General features: G+C 60.7%; 19 protein-coding genes. 11 read left to right on the top strand and 8 right to left on the bottom strand.

From position 1 onward, the window contains the following. Positions 1-13: 13 nt before the first annotated feature. From ACSQ36_RS29325 to ACSQ36_RS29350, 6 genes are all read right to left on the bottom strand, one after another. Complete coding sequence (locus tag ACSQ36_RS29325; RefSeq protein ID WP_436184675.1) at positions 14-1,306, bottom strand: MFS transporter; 1,293 nt, start codon at positions 1,304-1,306, stop codon at positions 14-16. 115 nt (positions 1,307-1,421) lie between these two features. Further along, a complete protein-coding gene (locus ACSQ36_RS29330) occupies positions 1,422-2,411 on the bottom strand; it encodes a quinone oxidoreductase family protein (protein WP_213764523.1) in 990 nt (329 codons plus the stop codon). Between the two features lie 70 nt (positions 2,412-2,481). After that, positions 2,482-3,504 carry an ABC transporter substrate-binding protein gene (locus ACSQ36_RS29335; RefSeq protein WP_436184676.1) on the bottom strand — a complete coding sequence of 341 codons (1,023 nt, stop codon included), beginning with the start codon at positions 3,502-3,504 and terminating at the stop codon, positions 2,482-2,484. Positions 3,505-3,745: 241 nt separating this feature from the next. Further along, complete coding sequence (locus ACSQ36_RS29340) at positions 3,746-4,540, bottom strand: MetQ/NlpA family ABC transporter substrate-binding protein (protein ID WP_436184677.1); 795 nt, start codon at positions 4,538-4,540, stop codon at positions 3,746-3,748. A 43-nt stretch (positions 4,541-4,583) separates the two neighbouring features. Continuing rightward, positions 4,584-5,237 carry a methionine ABC transporter permease gene (locus ACSQ36_RS29345; RefSeq protein WP_436184678.1) on the bottom strand — a complete coding sequence of 218 codons (654 nt, stop codon included), beginning with the start codon at positions 5,235-5,237 and terminating at the stop codon, positions 4,584-4,586. Then, entirely contained in the window at positions 5,227-6,261 is a 1,035-nt protein-coding gene (locus ACSQ36_RS29350; RefSeq protein ID WP_213764519.1) for a methionine ABC transporter ATP-binding protein, read from the bottom strand. Before ACSQ36_RS29350 ends, ACSQ36_RS29345 begins: the two co-directional genes overlap by 11 nt. 333 nt (positions 6,262-6,594) lie before the next feature. Here ACSQ36_RS29350 and ACSQ36_RS29355 point away from each other — a divergent pair, with 333 nt between their 5' ends. Both ACSQ36_RS29355 and ACSQ36_RS29360 read left to right on the top strand, forming a co-directional pair. After that, on the top strand, positions 6,595-7,260 hold the full coding sequence (locus ACSQ36_RS29355) for an NAD(P)H-dependent oxidoreductase (RefSeq protein ID WP_213764518.1): 666 nt from the start codon (positions 6,595-6,597) through the stop codon (positions 7,258-7,260). A 1,069-nt stretch (positions 7,261-8,329) separates the two neighbouring features. Then, on the top strand, positions 8,330-9,460 hold the full coding sequence (locus ACSQ36_RS29360; protein WP_436181324.1) for an IS110 family transposase: 1,131 nt from the start codon (positions 8,330-8,332) through the stop codon (positions 9,458-9,460). A 473-nt stretch (positions 9,461-9,933) separates the two neighbouring features. Here ACSQ36_RS29360 and ACSQ36_RS29365 read toward each other — a convergent pair whose 3' ends face one another. After that, the gene (locus ACSQ36_RS29365; protein ID WP_213764517.1) at positions 9,934-10,149 is read right to left on the bottom strand and encodes a hypothetical protein; all 216 of its coding nucleotides are present in this window, start codon (positions 10,147-10,149) and stop codon (positions 9,934-9,936) included. 359 nt (positions 10,150-10,508) lie between these two features. On the opposite strand from ACSQ36_RS29365, the gene ACSQ36_RS29370 reads away from it, so the two are divergent. The 6 genes from ACSQ36_RS29370 (at position 10,509) to ACSQ36_RS29395 (ending at position 15,483) form a co-directional block, all read left to right on the top strand. Then, entirely contained in the window at positions 10,509-11,441 is a 933-nt protein-coding gene (locus tag ACSQ36_RS29370) for a TauD/TfdA dioxygenase family protein (RefSeq protein ID WP_436184679.1), read from the top strand. A 72-nt stretch (positions 11,442-11,513) separates the two neighbouring features. Beyond that, positions 11,514-12,581 carry an ABC transporter substrate-binding protein gene (locus tag ACSQ36_RS29375; protein WP_213764515.1) on the top strand — a complete coding sequence of 356 codons (1,068 nt, stop codon included), beginning with the start codon at positions 11,514-11,516 and terminating at the stop codon, positions 12,579-12,581. Between the two features lie 29 nt (positions 12,582-12,610). Further along, positions 12,611-13,450: an ABC transporter permease gene (locus tag ACSQ36_RS29380; RefSeq protein ID WP_213764514.1), complete on the top strand. Its 840-nt coding sequence runs from the start codon at positions 12,611-12,613 to the stop codon at positions 13,448-13,450. Between the two features lie 12 nt (positions 13,451-13,462). Then, positions 13,463-14,278 carry an ABC transporter permease gene (locus ACSQ36_RS29385; protein ID WP_436184680.1) on the top strand — a complete coding sequence of 272 codons (816 nt, stop codon included), beginning with the start codon at positions 13,463-13,465 and terminating at the stop codon, positions 14,276-14,278. 39 nt (positions 14,279-14,317) lie between these two features. Next, on the top strand, positions 14,318-15,103 hold the full coding sequence (locus ACSQ36_RS29390; RefSeq protein ID WP_436184681.1) for an ABC transporter ATP-binding protein: 786 nt from the start codon (positions 14,318-14,320) through the stop codon (positions 15,101-15,103). A gap of 164 nt (positions 15,104-15,267) precedes the next feature. After that, a complete protein-coding gene (locus ACSQ36_RS29395; protein ID WP_031357276.1) occupies positions 15,268-15,483 on the top strand; it encodes a hypothetical protein in 216 nt (71 codons plus the stop codon). A 56-nt stretch (positions 15,484-15,539) separates the two neighbouring features. On the opposite strand, the gene ACSQ36_RS29400 is transcribed toward ACSQ36_RS29395, so the two are convergent. Next, complete coding sequence (locus ACSQ36_RS29400; protein ID WP_436184682.1) at positions 15,540-16,487, bottom strand: TauD/TfdA dioxygenase family protein; 948 nt, start codon at positions 16,485-16,487, stop codon at positions 15,540-15,542. 276 nt (positions 16,488-16,763) lie between these two features. Here ACSQ36_RS29400 and ACSQ36_RS29405 point away from each other — a divergent pair, with 276 nt between their 5' ends. The 3 genes from ACSQ36_RS29405 to ACSQ36_RS29415 all read left to right on the top strand — a co-directional run bounded on the left by ACSQ36_RS29405 (position 16,764) and on the right by ACSQ36_RS29415 (position 19,439). Beyond that, positions 16,764-17,555, top strand: coding sequence for an SDR family NAD(P)-dependent oxidoreductase (locus ACSQ36_RS29405; protein ID WP_436184972.1), 792 nt, complete (start codon positions 16,764-16,766; stop codon positions 17,553-17,555). A 107-nt stretch (positions 17,556-17,662) separates the two neighbouring features. Then, on the top strand, positions 17,663-18,478 hold the full coding sequence (locus tag ACSQ36_RS29410; RefSeq protein ID WP_436184683.1) for a MetQ/NlpA family ABC transporter substrate-binding protein: 816 nt from the start codon (positions 17,663-17,665) through the stop codon (positions 18,476-18,478). A 106-nt stretch (positions 18,479-18,584) separates the two neighbouring features. After that, positions 18,585-19,439: a CmcJ/NvfI family oxidoreductase gene (locus tag ACSQ36_RS29415; protein ID WP_436184684.1), complete on the top strand. Its 855-nt coding sequence runs from the start codon at positions 18,585-18,587 to the stop codon at positions 19,437-19,439. Positions 19,440-19,536 lie beyond the last annotated feature (97 nt).

Consider the following 19,536-nt stretch of genomic DNA (forward strand, 5'->3'; position numbering starts at 1 on the left):
CGTGCGCCGCCCGTCAAGCGGTCTTGTACTGACTGCGCGCTTCCGTGGATCGATACAGCACCAGCGTCGCGATCAATCCGCAGACTGCGGCAACGGCCATCCACGCGCCCGGCGCCGCCTTGTTGCCGGTTACGTGAATCAGGTACGTGGAGATAGCGGGCGTAAATCCGCCGATAGTCGTCGCAAGGCTATACGCCAGCGAAAAACCCGTCGTGCGCACTTCGACCGGCATGACCTCGGTGAGCGCCACGACCATCGCGCCGTTATAGCTGCCGTACAAGAATGAGAGCCACATCTCCACGCCGAGCAAGCGCAGGAACGATGGATCGGCGACCAGCCACTGCACCGCCGGATACGACGTGAGAATGGTCAGGACCGTGAAGAACAGCAGCACCGGGCGGCGTCCGATGCGGTCGGAAATCGCCCCGGAAAGTGGCAGCCACACGAGATTCGACAAGCCGATGAACACCGTCACCACCAACGCATCGATAGAGGAAAGCTTGAGCACTTCCTTGCCGAAGGTCGGCGTGTAGGCGGTGATCATGTAGAACGACACCGTGGTCATGATGACCATGCCCATGCCGGCAAGCACGATGCCCCAATTCGAGAGCATGGACTTCATGATCTCGCCCATGTCCGGACGATGTTTGCGCGCGAGGAACTCTTCAGTTTCCTGCAACGAACGGCGAATGATGAACAGGAACGGCACGATCAGGCAGCCGATGATGAACGGCACGCGCCATCCCCACGAAGTCATCTGGTCGGGCGGCAAGATCCGGCTCATGCCCACGCCGATCAACGCCGCAAACACCACGGCCACCTGCTGGCTACCCGACTGCCACGAGCAGTAGAAGCCCTTGTTGCCCTTGGTCGCGATCTCGGAGAGATACACCGACACGCCGCCGAGTTCCACGCCGGCCGAGAAGCCTTGCAACAGACGTCCGAGCAACACGATGACCGGCGCCAGCACGCCGATGGTCGCATACCCCGGAATCACGGCCACCAGCAAGGTGCCGGCTGCCATCATGGCCAGCGTGAGGATCAGGCCCTTGCGCCGGCCGTGATGATCGATATACGCGCCGAGCACGATGGCGCCGATCGGCCGCATCAGGAAGCCCGCGCCGAACACGGACAACGCGAGCATCAGCGACGCGAATTCGTTACCGCTCGGGAAGTAGGTTTTAGCGATGGCCGAGGCGTAATAGCCGTAGACCATGAAGTCGTACATTTCGAGGAAGTTGCCGCTGACGACCCGAAATACCGATTTGAATTTCGAGTCGTTGGCAGACGTAGCGTGTGAGGACATGAACTTGACCTTCTCAAAGGATGCGGCGTGCCGGCGCACGATGGCGACAACAGTCACTGCATTCGATAACAATTAACCACGACCGGCGCGAGTGCGACGGACGCATTGGTGATGCCTATCCAATCATCAATACCGACTTGCCCACCTGGCGCCGTGCCTCCAGCTCGGCATGCGCCTCTTCAACCTGATCGAACGTATAGCGGGCGCTGATGGAGATGCTGAGCGAGCCATCGGCCAGCGCGGCGAACACGTCGTCGGCGCGGCGCTGCACGGTTTGCGCGTCGGCGAGATGATCGGCCAGCCGCGGACGCGTCAGGAACAACGAGCCGCTTTCGCCCAGTTCGATGGGATCGAGGTCGTTCAACGAACCCGACACCGATCCATAATTGACAACCAGTCCACGCACGCGCGTCGCGCGGAAACTGTCGCGCAACGTCGTGCGGCCGACTGCGTCATAGACCACATCCACGCCCCGGCCGCCGGTCGCTTCCCGCACACGATCAGCAAAGCGGCCATCGTCGTAAAGCATCACGTGATCCGCACCGAGCTTGCGCGCGACATCCGCCTTCTGCTCGCTGCTGGTGGTGGCAAACACCGTCGCGCCGCGACGCTTGGCAAACTGCACCAGCAACTGGCCGATACCGCCGGACGCCGCATGGATCAGGCACGTGGTGCCGGCGCTCACATGGCCGACATCGTCGATCAGGTAATGAGCAGTCGATCCCTGGAAGATAGCGGCAGCGGCAAGGTCAAAGGGAATCCAATCGGGAATTCGCGCCAGCCGTGCTGCTGGTACGACTGCATAATCGGCGTAAGCGCCCCACGAAATACACCACGCGACTCGCTCTCCCAGTTCGAACGACGTCACGCCCGGCCCGGTTTTAACCACGTCGCCGGAACCTTCCATGCCAAGCGTGCACGGAATTCTCACGGGGTACGTCCGCGACGCCTTGTATTTCCCCTGGCGCGTGTGGATATCCATGAAGTTGATACCGGCGCATCTGACCTTGACCAGCACCTCGCCATGCCCCGGTTCAGGAACTTCGATATCCTGACGAATCAGGACTTCGGGGCCGCCGTACTGTTCTATGCGTATCGCTTTCATGGCATCGCTTCGAATAGAGGGAAATGAGTCGCCGGTTCCACGTTATTGTTTCGACGTTATTGTTTCGACGTTACTTGGCGCCGAGCTGCACGCGATCCACGAACTCGTTCGTGTAGGTCCTCGACAGATCGATATGGCGCGGATCGATCGACGAGTTGGCGAGCGTGAGCACCTTCAGCACGGCCGCAGGCGTACCGTCCGGCATCCGCCCGTCCTTCGTAAACATCGGCAGGGAGGACTTCAAGGCGCTGATGTAAAGCGCCTTGCCCGGTCCCGGTCCATAAAAATCGCTGGGCACCTTGGCCGTTATCTCTTCGGCGCTATGGCTCGTAATGAACGCAAGCGAGCGCACCATCGCGCGCACGAGCTTCTGCGCTTCATCGTGGTGCGAGTTGACCCAGCTTCGCTGAGCGTAGAAACACGGGCCGGCATACGGGCCACCCAATGCCGCCACCGTGCCCGCGGCACTGCGCATGTCCACCAGCACTTTCGCATCGCCGCTGGCCAGCAGCCGGCTGGCAACCGGTTCCTCGATCATGCCCGCGTCGATACCGCCCTGATTCAACGCGGAGATAAAACTGTCGTCGGAACCCACCGGCAATATCGAGTATTCCTTCGGCGACAACCCCGCGCGCGCGGCAAGATAATGGGTCAGGAAGTTGGTAGACGATCCAAGTCCCGTCACGCCCAGCGTCTTGCCTTTCGCGTCGGCCATCGTGTTGAAACCCGCCGCGGATTTCTTCGAGACCAGCTCGACCAGCCCCGCGCTCTTGCTGAATACCATGAGCGCTTCAACATCCTTGCCGCGGCTCTGCAGGTCGATGGTGTGATCGTAGAAACCGACCGCTCCCTGTATCGCGCCGGCGAGCAGTTCCGTCGCGGTATCGACGCCGGCCGGCTGGGACAGGATCTCGAATTCGAGTCCTTCATCCTTGAAATAACCAAGTTGCGACGCAAGGATCAAGGGCAGATAGACGATTTTGGAGGTGCCTCCCGCCATCAGCGTCAGCTTTTCCGCCTGGGCGGGCGACGCGGCGCACATCAGCGCGGCCAGCGTGCAAGCGAGCGTGAAAAGGCGGGGCGAAAACTGCATCGAGAAACGTCTCCTTCTATCCGTGGCAAACCGGCATCTTGTTCTAATGTGCGCAAGTATAAGAAGGCAAAGCCTTCTGCCTGCTTTCTGCCAGGGTGGAAAAATATCGGCGTTTACCCTTGGCGGGTGGAATTGGCCGCGTTTATGGGCCGTGTTTTAAACGACTACGCGCTCAAACCCGTGAGGGAGAGAGCGCGTTTTATATCCAGACTTTGTTACCGCGTCTTGCCTGAATCCGGGCTTACCAGGCGGCGATCACCGCGCCCGCGTACTTCGCTTCAATAAACTGCTTCACTTCGGGCGAATGATAGGCGGCCACGAGTTTCGCCACCCACGGCTTGTCCTTGTCCACGGCACGAATCGCGATGATGTTCGAGTACGGGCCGTTCGAATCTTCAATCGCGATCGCGTCCTGCTTCGGCTTCAATCCGGCTTCCATCGCGAAGTTCGTGTTGATCGCGGCGGCGTCCACATCCGCGAGCGAGCGCGGGATTTGCGCGGCGTCGAGTTCGACGATCTTCAGCTTTCTCGGGTTATCGATAATATCGAGCGGCGTTGCTTTCAAGCCTGCATCGGCGCGCAACTTCAGCAAGCCGTTCTTTTGCAGCAGCAACAGCGCCCGGCCACCGTTGGTCGGATCGTTCGGCACGGCAATGCGCGCGCCCACCGGCAACTCGGCCAGCGTCTTGAACTTCTTCGAATAGATGCCCATGGGGAACGTGACGGTATCGGCGATCTTGATCAGCTTGTAGCCGCGGTCCTTCACCTGCGCGTCGAGATACGGCGCGTGCTGATAGCTGTTCGCGTCGAGATCGCCCGAGGCCAGCGCCGCATTCGGCTGGACGTAATCGGCGAACTCGACAATCTTGATGTTCAGGCCGTTCTTCGCGGCCACCTGCTTCACGACTTCCATGACCTGCGCATGCGGACCACCGGTCACGCCCACCTTGATGGTTTCGTCGGCTTGCACGACGTTGGCGAGCAAAACCGTTGCGCCGAAAACAGCAGCCAGCTTGAAAATGAATCGACGTTGCATGAACTACCCTATGAGCTTTATATGAAAAATTATTTGTGGCTGATCATTTGTGGCTGAGACGGCGCACGAGCCAGTCACCGAGCGACTGCACAAGCTGCACGAAGACGATCAGGATCACCACCACCGTCAGCATCACTTCCGGCAAGAACCGTTGATACCCGTAGCGAATGCCCAGGTCGCCCAGACCACCGCCGCCGATTGCACCGGCCATGGCCGAATACCCGACCAGTGACACGAACGTAATCGTCAAACCAGCCACCACCCCCGGCAAGGACTCCGGCAGCAACACTTTGAATACGATCTGGCTTGTGGTTGCGCCCATGGCCTGCGCCGCTTCAATCAAGCCGCGATCGACCTCGCGCAGGGCAGTTTCGACCAGCCGCGCGATGAACGGCGCGGCCGCGATAGTCAGCGGTACAACCGCGGCCATCGTCCCGATCGACGAGCCCACCACCAGCCGCGTAAACGGGATCACTGCGACGAGCAGAATGATAAACGGTGTCGAACGCACCGCGTTCACGACGCCGCCCATGACCCGGTTCACCGCGAGATTGCGCAGCACGCCGTCGCGGTCGGTGAGATACAGCAGCACGCCCAACGGCAGCCCCAGGGCCGCGCCAACCAGCCCGGAAATGCCCACCATCACGAGCGTTTCCCAGAACGACTGGACGAACATATCGAACATTTCACTCAACATGGGACATCTCCTCTACCACTACACCTTGTTCACGCAGATAAGCAATGGCCTCGGCCACGTTCGCCGGTTTCCCGGCCGCGAGCACCGCCAGCGAGCCGAACGCCTGGCCCTGGATCTCGTCGATCTGGCCGTGCAGGATGTTGAAATCAAGTTCGAAGCGGCGAATTGTTTCGGACAGGATCGGCTGGTCGACGCCGGAGCCGGTGAATGCGAGCCGCAGCAAATGGCCGCTGCCGGTTTTCAAACGCTCGGCCACGCGCAGCTTCAACGCAGGCGGCAACTCATGCGCGATCACGTCACCAATCAACGCGCGCGTGACTTCGTGATGCGGCTGCATGAATACATCGACCACATTGCCCTCCTCTACCACGCGGCCGGCGTCGAGCACCGCGACGCGATCGCAGACCTGCTTGATCACGTCCATCTGATGCGTGATCAGCACGATCGTCAGGCCCAGCTCCTTGTTGATCTTGCGTAGCAGATCAAGAATTGAGCGCGTGGTTTCAGGATCGAGCGCGGACGTGGCTTCGTCGGAGAGCAGCACTTTGGGCTTGCTGGCAAGCGCCCGGGCGATCCCCACGCGCTGCTTCTGGCCACCGCTGATCTGGGCCGGGTAACGATCTTTTTGCGTGGTCAGCCCGACGAGTTCCAGCAGCGGCAACACGGTCGCCTCGATCTCGCCGCGTTTCATGCCGACGAGTTCGAGCGGCAGTGCGACGTTGTCGAACACCGTGCGCGACGACAGCAAATTGAAGTGCTGGAAGATCATGCCGATGTCACGGCGCGCCGTGCGCAATTGCGCAGCGGGCAGCGTGGTGAGATCGCGGCCGTCCACGATCACGCTGCCTTCGCTTGGCCGCGTCAGCAGGTTGATGGTGCGCACCAGCGTACTTTTACCGGCGCCGCTGCGCCCGATAATGCCGAACACTTCGCCCGGCGGGATCGTCAAATTGACGTTATGCAGCGCTTCGATCCAGCCTCGTGGGCCCGCGAAGCGTTGCGAAAGATTGCGTATTTCGATCATGTAAACAAAAAAAGCGGCGGACTCCCTGTTGAGCGAGTTCGCTCGGGCAGCCGGCCGCCGTTCATCCCTGGTTCGTGAGAGGCGAAAGTTTAACGTAACCCGCGTCGCGGCTTAATAATCTATTGCGCAAGGCTAATTACTTATCCGTATGTACGTTGCGTGGCGGGGCCGTCAGGGGCGTTGATCGTCCTTGAAATACGCAAAGCTCATATCGATTCAAGCAAAGCTCGGTTCCATCGCGCAAAATCGCTCGATAGAATGGCTCGCCGAGATGGCGGGTTGATTCTGATTTGATCATCGCGCGATAAAGCTGCGGTGCGTTGCGTACGAACAATGCGCACGTGGCTCCACTGCAATCCTGGGAGTATTTCGTTGAAGAGCTTTGAATTTCGCCGGCCGCTTGTGGTTGGCATTGGCGGCACGACCCGCGCGGCTTCATCGACTGAACGCGCGCTTCGTCTCGCCCTGCTCGGCGCCGAAGCCGAAGGTGCACGCACGCGGCTGTTCGGCGGCACGTTCCTGCACTCGCTCCCGCACTATGCGCCCGAACATGGCGAACGCTCGGCAGAACAGCTCGAATTGATTGAGGCGGTGCGTGAAGCGGATGCGGTCATCATCGCGACGCCGGGTTATCACGGCGGCGTCTCGGGGCTGGTCAAGAACGCGCTGGACACGCTGGAGGAACTCAGTGACGACAAGCGTCCCTATCTCGACGGCCGTGCGGTGGGCTGCGTGGTGACGGCATATGGCTGGCAAGGCGCCGGCGCTGTGCTCACGTCGTTGCGCTCGATCGTGCATGCGTTGCGGGGCTGGCCGACGCCGTACGGTGCTGCGGTCAACTCGCTGGAAACGCGCTTCGAGACGATTGATTCCTGTTCGGACCCGAAGGTGGCGGAGCAGTTGGCGACGGTGGGGCGGCAGGCGGCTCAGTTTGCGCTGGCGTTCAATGCACGCGATGCGCTGGGTGAATTGGGTCTGCCATTGACCATATCCGATTGAAAGTTTCGCTCGCGCCGGTGGACGGGTTTTGGGGGGATTTGGGGGTGGGGGTTGGGCGTGGGGTTGCCAGGTTCTGGGGTTAGTGGTCGGGGTTGATGCCGGGTGGTTGTTCCTGGGTTTGTGGTCAGGGTCTATGCCGGGTTGGTCGGTTCTGGGGCTAGTGGTCGGGGTCAGTGCCGGGTTGCTGCTTTCGGCCGTGGTGGTCTGCGTGACTCGGATTTTCTCTTTATCACTATTAGCCACTGTGCGTGGCGGCACGTCATTTCTTTGTCCAAAGCGACAAAGAAACGAAGCAAAGAAAACGCTTTCAACCACGCTACCCTAAGTGTCCACAGCGTGCAGTTTCTATTCATAGGTGCCCCAAAAGCACGGTGCTCGCCAGAGCGCCGGATGTGTGAACCCCTCCTTCTCCGAACACCGATACCCACACGCTTCGCCACCAGTGATTGAACCTGCCCAAGAAGCACCCCGCGCTATCCGCGAACAACCGACCACCGAATTTGTACGCATAACGAACCATGTCGCTAACCCACCAAGAAACGGGGCCGCGCGGATGCATGAGGCCGTAGCGTAGCTGGGAAAAGAATCGCGCAGCCCGCGCAACAACCCACCAAACATGAAGCCGTAAATATACGTTCGGCCGTGTAGCCCACCAAAAAAATAGCGCACGCTCGGCCAACGCACCAAGAAGCGCGGCAGCGAATACGCGTGAGGCCGTGCGGGTCCCTCGGCAATTCGTGCTTGCCCGAGAGCGTACGGGGCGAAGCGTGTTCGTGTCAGGATTCGCGAGAAGGAGGGGTTCAAACATCCGTCGCCCTGGCGAGCACCGTGCTTTTGGGGCACCTATGAATCAAAACTGCACGCTGTGGACACTTAGGGTAGCGTGTTTGAAAGCGTTTTCTTTGCTTCGTTTCTTTGTCGCTTTGGACAAAGTTAGTATGACTTCCGTGAGCAGTAAGGGCTGGCCCCCGTGACAGAGCTAAAACACGCGGGTTAGCATAGCGCCAGAGCCGTAACAGTGAGGGCGAACCCGTCACTCATAGGTTTTGTTTCCAACACGGAGGCCAGCATGCAAAACGATATCACGTTATTTGTCGGACTGGATGTTCACAAAGACTCGATTACAGTTGCCTACGCGCTGGGCAGCGGCGAAGTCGAAGTGCTCGGCAAGATCGGCACGCGCTCTCGCGATATTGATCAGTTATGCAAAAAGCTTCAATCCAAGGCTCGCCACGTAAAAATCGTTTATGAAGCCGGTCCTCTGGGCTATGACCTGCAGCGCCGCCTCGCTGCCAAAGGCTTCGAGTGCATGGTGTGCGCCCCCTCGCTGATCCCGCGCAAAGCCGGCGATCGCGTGAAGACCGACCGCCGCGACGCGCTCAAGCTCGTGCGCTCACTGCGCGCGGGCGACCTCAGCGCAGTGCATGTGCCCACCGTCGAAGACGAAGCGTTTCGCGATCTTGCGCGTGTCTGGGCCAGTACGCGCGATGCCCTCAAACGCGCCCGCCAAGCGTTAAAATCGTTCCTGCTCGCCCACGCCGTGCGATACGCGGGCACGGCGAACTGGGGGCCGGCGCATCGACGCTGGATCAGCAAGTTCTCGTTCGGCAACGCATGGCAGGACCTCGCCTTCACCGAGTTGCGCCGCGCGATCGAAGACCGGTTTACGCAGTGCGAGCGGCTTGAGTCGGCCTTGCGCGAAGCGGTGCCGCAGTGGCGCTTTTATCCCGCCGTGCTCGCCCTGCAAACCATGCGCGGCATCAAGTTCACCACCGCCGTTGGCTTGCTCTCGGAGATCGTCGATGTGACGCGCTTTGCCCATCCTCGGCAGTTGATGGCGTGGCTGGGCATAACGCCTTCAGAATACTCGTCGGGGGGCAGCCGGCGCCAGGGCAGCATCACCAAGACGGGCAATTCGCTTGCGCGAAAGTTGCTGATCGAGGCCGCCTGGAGTTATCGGCATACGGCCCGCGTGAGTCCCGAAATTCAGCAGCGTCATGAGGGCGTGCCCAAGGTGATTATCGATCGCGCCTGGGACGCGCAGTTGCGTCTGTGTGGGCGCTTTAGAAGAATGGTGGCGAAGGGCAAACTCAAAAACGTGGCGGTCGTCGCGATCGCTCGCGAACTCGCCGGGTTTATCTGGGACATCGCCCGTCTGGGCATGGAGCAGGCGATCAACAAGTCCAGAGCGGCTGTCTAAACCAGCAAAAAACAGTTTTGCAATCATCGAAAAGGCAGTTTCCTGAAGGCGGCGTAGCCCGGCATCAGAGTTACCCGCGGCATTTCTTTGCAACGGCTTATCAACGGTTCACGCCGACTTGCGCACAAAGTTAGCGGCAGGCTCACGAGACGGATCACTGTAATGCGGTAACCAACCCGCGAATATCAGATTGATTCACCGTCGAGTGTTACTGCTACGCCGCCCTCAGGAAATTGTAGGAAGAGAAAAGATGACCACAGCTAAAAACACCTGTTGACACGGAAAGTCATATCAGAAATGACGTGCCGCCACGCACAGTGGCTAATAGTGATAAAGAGAATATCCGACTCTCGCAGACCACTAAGGCCGAAAGCAGCAACCCGGCATTGACCCCGACCGCTACACCCGACCAGCCCCCAATCCCGTCCACCGGCGCGAGCGAAAAAACCTCGGCGCGAGCGAAAAACCCTTGGCTAATCCCTGAACGGTAACTCCGGCGTGAAAACAAACGGATCGAGCGCATAACCCGTGTGGAAATAGCCACTGCATGCACACGTTGCGATGCGTTCAAGATCGTACGGCTCGCGTGCCGCCCCGCGCGACTGATCAGCGGCCACCGTACGCCGCTCGCGCCAGTGCCGCAGCACTTCACTCCCCCAGTTTCTAAAAATGGCTCTCGGTTCAGACATCGCAATTCTCCTTGAACACGTTCCGGTACGGGCTACCGCTAAGTACAAGGTAGGTCAAACTTAAACGTACAGGAACCATCTTTTATTCATTTGGATATCTGACGATGAATAGAAAACCTATCGATCCCGAATCGATCCTTATTAAGCCAGCGTCACGGAGTGTCATTAAGGGTCCCTCATAAACGACCCATGTCCGGTGTGTAAAGCAAAGTCCAATCGCTTCGTTGCCGCGCCCGCGCACGGATGCTTCAATTTATTGCCGCTGCATTTTTCCGCCTGCCCCAGCGCGCAAGCATCCCGATACACAACGATCGACAACGACACCCGACAATATCCAACGATTCCCCAAGGAGCACCCGATGACCCTCATCGCCACGCCTGCCGTTGCCGCCGAATCCTCGACCGCGCTGGACCTCGATGTCCATGCAGTAGGCGGCCGGATCGGCGCCGAAATCCGCGGCGTACGCCTCGGGCCGGATCTGGCCGACTCGACCATCGCGGCCATCAACGCCACGCTGCTGCGGCATAAGGTGATCTTCTTTCGCGGTCAGTCCCATCTGGACGACGCCGCGCAGGAAGCCTTCGCCAGCCGCTTCGGCGAAACCGTCGCGCATCCGACGGTGCCATCGGTTGCCGGCAGCAATCGTCTGCTCGAACTCGACTCGAAGGACGGTACGCGCGCCAATTCCTGGCATACGGACGTGACCTTCGTGGAAGCCTATCCAAAGATCTCGATCCTGCGAGGCGTGGTAATCCCGCCCGCTGGCGGCGATACGGTCTGGGCCAACACTGCCGAGGCCTACACCCGTCTGCCGGACCCGCTGCGCGCCTTGGCGGACTCTCTGTGGGCCATTCATACGAATACCTACGACTACGCGGCGAACCGCAGCGCACCCGCCACCGACGCCGAGCGTGCGTATCGCGAACAGTTCACCTCGACGGTCTATGAAACCGAACATCCGGTCGTGCGCGTGCATCCGGAAACAGGTGAACGCAGCCTCGTGCTGGGTCATTTCGTGCAGCGCTTCGTCGGCTTGTCGCAACGCGATTCGGATCGTCTGAAAGAGCTCTTTCATGATCACGTCACGCGCCTCGAAAACACGGTGCGCTGGCGCTGGACCCAGGGCGACGTAGCGATCTGGGACAACCGGGCAACGCAACACTACGCGGTAGCGGATTACGACGAGAGCGCACGCCGCGTGGTCCGGCGCGCGACGGTGCATGGTGATGTGCCCGCGGGTATCGACGGCCGGCGCAGCCGCGCGTTGCGCGGTACGCCTGCACCAAACTGATCCCGCCCCCGGCAGCGTTGCAGGCCACGCTGCCTTTCGCCTCCCCTTCATTGCGTCTTCCTTACGAATTCAATGACCCCACGATCCCTCCTGCATTCCCTCATTGTCACGCTGGGCATGGTTGCCGCCACGAGCGTCCTCGCTGCCGCCCCGGCTGTCGTCCGGATCGGCGTGGCGACGCAAGGTTATGGCGATCCGCCCGTGTTCGGCGGCTCGCCGGCCGCGACCGCCCAGTTGCAGCACCGCGTGGAAGACGCGCTCAAACCCGACGGCGTCAAGGTGGAATGGCTGTTCTTCAAAGGCGCCGGACCCGCGGTCAACGAGGCGTTGGCGAATCGTCAGATCGACTTCGCCTACCAGGGCGACCTGCCCGCCGTGCTCGGCCGCGCGAATGGCCTCAAGACAAAATTGCTGCTGGAATCCGGCGTGCGTACGGGCGTCTACCTGGCCGTGCCGCCCGACTCCGACATCAAAAGCGTCAAGGACCTGAAGGGCAAGCGAGTCGCGATCTTTCGCGGAACCAACCTGCAACTTGTAGTCGATAACGTCCTGAAGGCGAACGGTCTCTCCGAGCGCGACCTGCGCGTGATCAATCTCGACGACGCCGCGTCGCAAGCCGCGCTTGCATCGAAGGGCGTGGACGCCGTGTTTCTCGACTTCAAGCTCTTCAAGCTCCAGCGGCAGGGTCTCGCGAAGATCATCTACGCGTCGCGTGACGGTGGCTTGCAGTACACGCGACAAGCGCATCTGCTGGTCCTCGACGACTTCGACCATGACCACGCCGACATCGTGCAAAAGGTAGTGACGTCCGTCGTGCAAGCGTCGCAGTGGTCCTCGGACGAAGCCAATCGCAGCGCGCTTTTCACGCTGTGGGCGAAGAGCGGCGTGCCAGTGGAATCGTGGCAATCGGAGTACGCGAACCAGACACTCAAGGAGCGCACCTCGCCGTTGATCGATCCGTTTATCGTGGCGCGCTATCAGGCCGTTGCCGACGACGCGCTGCGTCTCAACCTGATCCGTCAGCCCGTGAGCGTGAACGGCTGGTTCGAACCGAAGTATCTCGATCAGGCCTTGAAAACGCTAAAGCTCGAGAACTACTGGCCCCGTTTCGATCCGTCCGGCAAGCCGCTGGCATCGTGAACGTCTGAACTTTTCTGGAGAAGCCGGTCATGGCGAACAGCATTGCTCGCACTGTGTCTCCCAACCGCCGCCAGGCTTCGCTCGACAACGCGCACGGTCACGCGGCGAGCGTGGCGCGCTCGCTGGGCTGGATCGCGTTGCCCTGGCTCGTGCCCGTGGCTTGCGCCGTGTTGTGGGTGCTCGGGTCCCACTACGGCTGGATCTCGCCGCAAATCCTGCCGTCGCCCACCCTCGTCTTCGATACCCTCGGCGGCCTCGCCAGCACCGGCGAACTGTGGATGCATATCGGCGCGAGTCTGTCGCGGATCGCGGTCGGATTCACCGGCGGCGTCGTGCTCGGCTTGCTGCTTGGCGCATGGCTGGGACTGTCGCGCACAGCCGAGGCTTACATCCTGCCCAGCTTCAATGCCGTCGTGCAGGTGCCGGTACTGGGATGGCTGCCGTTTCTCATGATCGTGGTGGGTATCGGCGAGCCATTGAAGTACTTGCTGATCGGGCATGCCGCGCTCGTGCCGGTCACCTTGAGCACGCTGCAGGGATTCCGCCGGACACCCCCCGCGTATCTCGATGTTGCGCGCGTCTTTCGCTATTCACGCCGCCAGACGATATTCAGCGTGATCCTGCCTTCGGCCGTGCCGGTCATCGGCACCGGTATTCGCCTCGCGTTCACCAAGGCATGGCTCACGCTGGTCGTGGTCGAACTGGTGGCATCGTCGGAAGGGCTGGGTTATCTGATCGTGTATGGACGGCAGTTGTTCCAGCTCGATCTGGTGCTTGCATCGGTGCTCATCGTGGGTGCGATCGGGTATGCGGCGGATCGCCTGCTTACGGTTCTGGAACACAAGCTGTCGCCCGCGCGGCCGGCCTGAAGGAGTATCGAAATGGCCGCGTCGTCTCTTGAACTTGAAACCGGCTCCGCGGCTATCGCAGCGTCGGGCGAACCGGGCAAAACGGGACGCTGGCGCGGCTGGGTCATTCCGGCTGTCGCCCTGTTCTCCTGGTGGTTTGTCTCGCGTCATGTGGTCGCCGGGCACGGCATGATGACTTCGCCTGCGCAGGTGTTGCATACCGCTATCGATCAGGCGCGAAGCGGTGCGCTGTGGCGGGCGCTCTCGGCATCGCTTGCACGCGAACTCACCGGCTTCACGCTCGGCGCCAGCCTTGGGCTCGTGCTGGGTGCGTTGCTCGGCGTCTCGCCCTTCGCGAACCGGCTGATCGGACCCAGCTTCAATGCGTTCAAGCAGGTCTCCTTGTTTGCCTGGATACCGCTGATTTCCGTATGGTTCGGTCTCGGCGATGTCGCGAAAGTCGTGTTCCTTTCGCTCGCCGCGCTGGTGCCCGTGGTCGCGCATACGAGCGACGGCATCCGCGCCGTCTCCCCTGCGCTGCTCGATGTCGCCCGCGTGTTCCGCTACAGCAAGTTGCAGACCGTCAGACACGTCGTGCTTCCCGCTGCGTTGCCGTCCATCTTCACCGGCATCTATCTCGCGCTCATCTATTCGTGGCTTGCAACGCTCGGTGCGGAGTATCTGCTGGTCGCTGGCAGCGGCATCGGCAACACGCTGGTCGACGGCAGCGAGCAGTTCCGCATGGATCTCGTGGTATTCGGCGTGATCGTGATCGGCATCACCGGGTGGGCGTTGAATGCGTTAGCCCGTGCCATCCAGCAACGCTGGTTCTGCGATCCGGCCATGTGATTGCGCATTTTTCATATTTCATAAAGAGTCCATATCATCATGGCGACTGTCCCCAGCACCCGAACAAGCGATCTCAACCTGCATCACGTCTCCAAGCGTTTTGCCGGCGACGACCACGCCGTGCCTGTGCTCGATCGCATCGACCTGTCGGTGAAGAGCGGCGAGTTCGTGGCTATCGTGGGGGCCAGCGGTTGCGGCAAATCCACCCTGCTGCGCCTGATTGCAGGGCTCGACGACCAGTTCGATGGCGACATCGAATTCAGCGGCGAGCGCGTTCGCACCACCGATCTTGCGCGCGGTATCGTGTTCCAGGATCACAGGCTGTTTCCGTGGCTCAACGTCGAGCAGAACGTTGCGGTTGCGCTGAAGAATTCAGGGCGTAGCAAGGAAGAGAAGCGCCGTGCGGTCGCCGAGCATATCGCGCTGGTCGGCCTGAAGGGTAATGAAGGGCATCACCCGCATCAGCTTTCGGGCGGCATGGCTCAGCGCGTGGCAATCGCCCGGGGGCTCGTCAACCGGCCGAAGCTCCTGCTGCTCGACGAGCCGTTCGGCGCGCTCGATGCGCTCACGCGCAGCCGCCTGCAGAACGAGTTGCGACGCATCTGGGAACACGAGCGGATCACCATGATCCTGGTCACCCACGACGTTGACGAAGCCGTGTTCCTTGCCGACCGCGTGGTCGTCATGCAGGCGCGGCCGGGGCGTATTGGCAAGATCGTGAAGGTCGATCTGGAACGGCCGCGCAATCGCAGCGATGCCGCGTTCGTGCGCTTGCGCGATGAAATACTGGCGGACTTCAGCGTGCCGCAGGACGTGGCCGCCTGATCAGGCGCGTTCTCTCATGCACATGCTTCGCAACTTTTTCTTCTTTCCAATCCCTGGCGGCAACGGGTTTGCTTTTGCCAAATGCTTGTTTCCATTGTCTTGCGAGGCTCGTTAATGTGGGGCACATGCATTCCACTGCATTGTGTACCGGAGGAAAAACAAGCATGCATTACAAGGGTTATGAAGTCGCTCCCGCGGCACAAGCGCTGCCCAGCGGATTGTTCGCCGCCAATCTCGTGATTCAGGACGAAGCGTCGCTGCAAAAGCGCGCTTATGTATTCGACGCGCTCGACTACTTCTTCGAATCCGATCTCGCCATTGCTTACGCTGCGCGCTGGGCTCGCATGTGGATCGACAACCGGCGGCTGCCGCGCGCCTGACGTTGGTTTCCATCCATCCCCCCGAATTCACGGAGGGGGGAGTTCCGTAACCGATTTCAGTTCAATGCCACGGCTGCTGCCGCATTGACCGGCGACCCTTCCAGGGCGACCGAAGCACGACCGTCCGGTCCCACCGGCACGTCGCCCACCAGCGTTGTCCGATACAGTTGCCGGTCGAACTCCAGGTCGAAGATATCCGATGGCGCGAGGTGCGCCGTCGACCGGTTGTCCCAGAACGCTATGCTGCCGGGTTCCCATTTGAACCGTACCGTGAACTCCGGACGCGTCACGTGCTCCCACAGCAGTTCGAGAATCGCCTGACTCTCACGCGGCGTCACACCAACAATGTGCTTCAGGAAACTTGGGCTGACATACAGCGCCCGCTCGCCGGTTTCAGGATGCACGCGCACCAACGGATGTTCAGTGACCAGTGCGCGTTGCTGCACGGCTTGCTCAAATGCGCTGGTGGCGCTGGCCCCGGCGGGCGCCGTAAATTTATGCACGCCGCGCAAGCCATCGACAAAATCACGCAGCGGCGCCGAGAGTTTTTCGTACGCGGCAACAAGGCTTGTCCATTGCGTGTCGCCGCCATAGGGCGGAATGGTGACGCCCCGCAGGATCGATGCGAACGGCGGATTGACGGCAGCCGTTACGTCGGTATGCCAGCCGGTCCACGGACGCAACAACGCCTGTCCTTCGAAACGCGTTGCCTTGCGATACTTGGAAATGGAATAGATCTCGGGGTGCCCGTCAACGTGCCCAAACACGGGATGCCCCAGCGTAAGCTCGCCGAACTGCGCGGAGAACGCCACGTGCTGCGCGTGCGTGAGGAACTGCTCGCGAAAGAAGATCACGCGCCACTTCAACAACGCCGCGCGAATCTGCGCAACCTGATGGGTGTCGAGTGGCTGCGATAGATCGACGCCGCTGATTTGCGCCCCTATGAATGCCGACAGCGGCGTGACCTGGACCGACTCCGTAGTACTTGCGACGGCTGCGTTCATTATGTGTCTCCTGAAAGGGGATCGCCAGCTTGAGGGTGGGGATATTCGGGTCTTACGATTGAAGCTCAGGCATGCGCGGCGGCATGACAAAGGACCCCGACGTTTCGATATGCACCTTACGACCGCCTCGCAGCGGCCTCAACCAATCGATCCGCATATACAAACCACGCCGAACGCAAAAGATGGCCGAAGACTAGAATCAATCTCGCCATGTCGAATAACGTTATCGTGTTTTCTTCCTTTCCAATCGCCACGAGCCGGTCTAACTTCACCGCCATGAACTCAACCATCCAGTCACCTTCCAGTCTTCCGCATGAACAACCGCCGGTCGCGTGGATCGCCGGGGTCGGCGCCAGTGCGGGACTGGGCGCAGCAGTCGCCCGGCGCTTCTCGGAGGGCGGCTTCACGGTCGCCCTCACGGGACGCACGGCCGAACGTGTGGAGAGCATCGCCGCAGAGATTCGCGCCTCAGGCGGCGTGGCCCACGCATTGCCCGGCGATATTTCGGATGAAGCAACCGTTGCCGAGCTTGCCGAGCGCGTGCGTGAACTTGGTCCGCTAACGGCGGCCGTATTCAACGCAGGCGGTGCAAGCCGTGCGCCCACGCTTGAACTGAGCGCAGCGGACTTCGAGCAAGCGTGGCGTACCGGCGTGCTCGGCGGTTTCCTGTTTGCGCAGGCAGCACTGCGCCGGATCTTGAACAATGGACTGAATGGCGGCAGTTCAACGGGGCGCGGCACGCTGCTGTTCACGGGCGCTACGGCCGCGTTGCGCGGCAAACCACCCTTCGCGGCGTTTGCTGCTTCGAAGGCGGCGTTGCGCTCTCTCAGCCAGACCCTCGCGCGCGAGTTCGGCGCCCAGGACGTGCATGTCGCGCATATCGTGATTGATGGGGGTATTGACGGCGAGCGTCTGCGGCAATCCGCGCCGCAGCGCGTGCAGCAGGCCGGTGACGATGGCTTGCTACATGCAAGCGCCATAGCAGAGAGCTATTGGCAGTTGCACCACCAGCATAGAAGCGCATGGACGCAGGAACTTGATCTGCGTCCGTTCAAGGAAACGTTCTGAACAACGAGCCGCGCGTTGAAACGTTGCGCGCCGTTCGCTTTGATTTCGCTGTCATGCGTTGCTTGTGGGCGCGCATGCGGTCATTTACTTCCTCTATTTATCCCCTCATGTCTAAACGCCCCTTCCTCCTTGCGTTGGCGCTGTGCGCTGCGCTCGCTCCATTCAGTGCCCGCGCCGCTGGTGCAAACGAACTGCGCATCGGCTTCGTGCCGGGGCCTTACGCCGATGAATTCAAGGCCGGTGTCGAACCGCAATTGCGCCAGAAGGGTTACACGATCAAGTACGTGGAATTCAGCACGGGGCTGGAGGCTAACCAGGCGGTGTATCGTGGGGAGATCACAGCCGATGTCATGCAGCACGAGGTTTATCTGAAGTCATACAACGACCGCAACGGAACCGATCTGGTTGCCGTCGTGCAAGTACCCACGCCGCCAATGGGCCTTTATTCGAAGAAGCACCATGCGTTGACGGACGTCCGGGCCGGCGCGACAGTGGCCGTGCCCAACGATCCGGTCAACCTGGAGCGCGCGCTCAAGATCTTGCAGCGGATCGGCTGGATCAAGCTTCGTCCGAACAGCAATCCAGTGGATGTGACCGAGCGTGACGTGATCGCGAATCCGGCCGGCATCAAGATCGTTCCGCTTGAAAATGCGCAGGCGCCGCGTGCGCTCGATGACGTCGATTTCGCCGCCATCCAGGGCAATTTCGCAATCTTCAGCGGTTACAAACTCACCGACGCGCTGGCCCTGGAGCAGATGACGCCGCCGTACATCAACCAGGTCGTGGTGAGGGCTGTGAACAAGACATCGCGCAGCACGCGGGACATTGTCGATGCGTATCAGTCGCCCGCATTTCAGCAGGCCATCCTGAACAACCATTTCTACGACGGCTTTCGTCTTCCCGAATACTTCGCCAGCAAGTAGGGTTATCGCCATGCCGACCGAATAACCTTATGGAATTTTATTCGTTCAGCTTCGAGTCATGCGGGTATAGCTTAGAAAGTTCTGACTTCCAGGCTGAGGAACGACCATGAGCACCGTATTCGAAGAACGTCCGCGCGCAGAAACGCTGCACGCGGTAGAGGCTGAACTCAATTATTTGCGTGCTGGCGAAGGGCGGCCGGTGAGCTACACGTTCGAGCCGCCGCCCGGCGTGCCCTGGACTTCCGGCGCACTCGAACCCCGGCGCGTGACGATCCGCGACGCTCGTCCGCTCGCCGCGGCGGGAGAGCTATCGCTGGATAAAAGCGGCTTTGAACGCATCGCGCACGCGAGCGCGCTGACCGACTTCAGCGACGACGCCGCTATCCGCTCGATCTACTACAACGAATCCGCACAGGTCCTGCTCAAAGCGACGGGCGCCGAGAAGGTTGTGGTATTCGATCACACCCTGCGCGACAGCTTGAACGGCTCGCGCGCCACCTCGTCCTTGCGCGAGCCCGTGAGGCGCGTACACAACGACCAGACGTTCGTCTCCGGGCCGCGTCGCGTGCGTGACCATCTGACCGCCGATGAAGCCGCTCAACGCCTCAAGCACCGCTTTGCGATCATCAACCTGTGGCGGCCGCTCGACGTAGTCGAGCAGCTACCCCTCGCCCTCTGCGACGCGCGCTCGATCGCGGCAAGCGATCTGGTGCCAAGCGATCTTGTGTACAAGGACAAGGTCGGTGAGACCTTTTCCTTCACGCATAACCCGGCGCATCGCTGGTATTACTTCCCGAAACTACGGCCCGACGAAGCGCTGCTGCTCAAGATCTACGACTCTCGCGACGACGGCACGGCCCGTCTAACCGCACACACGGCGTTTGAAGATCCGACCACACCGGACGGCGCCTCGCCGCGCAGAAGCATCGAATTGCGAGCACTCGTTTTCTGGAAGGAATGACAAGCGGCGACCAACCCGCAACCGGTGCATGCCAACCTGGTTTCTCGCATGCACCGGATCTTAGCTAAGCTTTCAAATTTGCATAAACACATGAAAA

The sequence above is a fragment of the Caballeronia sp. LjRoot34 genome (assembly GCF_964253815.1).
Lineage (GTDB): Bacteria > Pseudomonadota > Gammaproteobacteria > Burkholderiales > Burkholderiaceae > Caballeronia.

What these genes read in the sequence shown, in the direction of transcription:
- ACSQ36_RS29390 (WP_436184681.1), top strand. Translation starts at nt 14,318, where the DNA reads ATGGCGACTGTCCCCAGCACCCGAACAAGCGATCTCAACCTGCATCAC.
- ACSQ36_RS29330 (WP_213764523.1), bottom strand. Translation starts at nt 2,411, where the DNA reads ATGAAAGCGATACGCATAGAACAGTACGGCGGCCCCGAAGTCCTGATT.
- ACSQ36_RS29355 (WP_213764518.1), top strand. Translation starts at nt 6,595, where the DNA reads ATGCGCACGTGGCTCCACTGCAATCCTGGGAGTATTTCGTTGAAGAGC.
- ACSQ36_RS29380 (WP_213764514.1), top strand. Translation starts at nt 12,611, where the DNA reads ATGGCGAACAGCATTGCTCGCACTGTGTCTCCCAACCGCCGCCAGGCT.
- ACSQ36_RS29340 (WP_436184677.1), bottom strand. Translation starts at nt 4,540, where the DNA reads ATGCAACGTCGATTCATTTTCAAGCTGGCTGCTGTTTTCGGCGCAACG.
- ACSQ36_RS29335 (WP_436184676.1), bottom strand. Translation starts at nt 3,504, where the DNA reads ATGCAGTTTTCGCCCCGCCTTTTCACGCTCGCTTGCACGCTGGCCGCG.
- ACSQ36_RS29350 (WP_213764519.1), bottom strand. Translation starts at nt 6,261, where the DNA reads ATGATCGAAATACGCAATCTTTCGCAACGCTTCGCGGGCCCACGAGGC.
- ACSQ36_RS29410 (WP_436184683.1), top strand. Translation starts at nt 17,663, where the DNA reads ATGTCTAAACGCCCCTTCCTCCTTGCGTTGGCGCTGTGCGCTGCGCTC.
- ACSQ36_RS29405 (WP_436184972.1), top strand. Translation starts at nt 16,764, where the DNA reads ATGAACTCAACCATCCAGTCACCTTCCAGTCTTCCGCATGAACAACCG.
- ACSQ36_RS29360 (WP_436181324.1), top strand. Translation starts at nt 8,330, where the DNA reads ATGCAAAACGATATCACGTTATTTGTCGGACTGGATGTTCACAAAGAC.
- ACSQ36_RS29400 (WP_436184682.1), bottom strand. Translation starts at nt 16,487, where the DNA reads ATGAACGCAGCCGTCGCAAGTACTACGGAGTCGGTCCAGGTCACGCCG.
- ACSQ36_RS29365 (WP_213764517.1), bottom strand. Translation starts at nt 10,149, where the DNA reads ATGTCTGAACCGAGAGCCATTTTTAGAAACTGGGGGAGTGAAGTGCTG.
- ACSQ36_RS29345 (WP_436184678.1), bottom strand. Translation starts at nt 5,237, where the DNA reads ATGTTGAGTGAAATGTTCGATATGTTCGTCCAGTCGTTCTGGGAAACG.
- ACSQ36_RS29395 (WP_031357276.1), top strand. Translation starts at nt 15,268, where the DNA reads ATGCATTACAAGGGTTATGAAGTCGCTCCCGCGGCACAAGCGCTGCCC.
- ACSQ36_RS29385 (WP_436184680.1), top strand. Translation starts at nt 13,463, where the DNA reads ATGGCCGCGTCGTCTCTTGAACTTGAAACCGGCTCCGCGGCTATCGCA.
- ACSQ36_RS29370 (WP_436184679.1), top strand. Translation starts at nt 10,509, where the DNA reads ATGACCCTCATCGCCACGCCTGCCGTTGCCGCCGAATCCTCGACCGCG.
- ACSQ36_RS29375 (WP_213764515.1), top strand. Translation starts at nt 11,514, where the DNA reads ATGACCCCACGATCCCTCCTGCATTCCCTCATTGTCACGCTGGGCATG.
- ACSQ36_RS29325 (WP_436184675.1), bottom strand. Translation starts at nt 1,306, where the DNA reads ATGTCCTCACACGCTACGTCTGCCAACGACTCGAAATTCAAATCGGTA.
- ACSQ36_RS29415 (WP_436184684.1), top strand. Translation starts at nt 18,585, where the DNA reads ATGAGCACCGTATTCGAAGAACGTCCGCGCGCAGAAACGCTGCACGCG.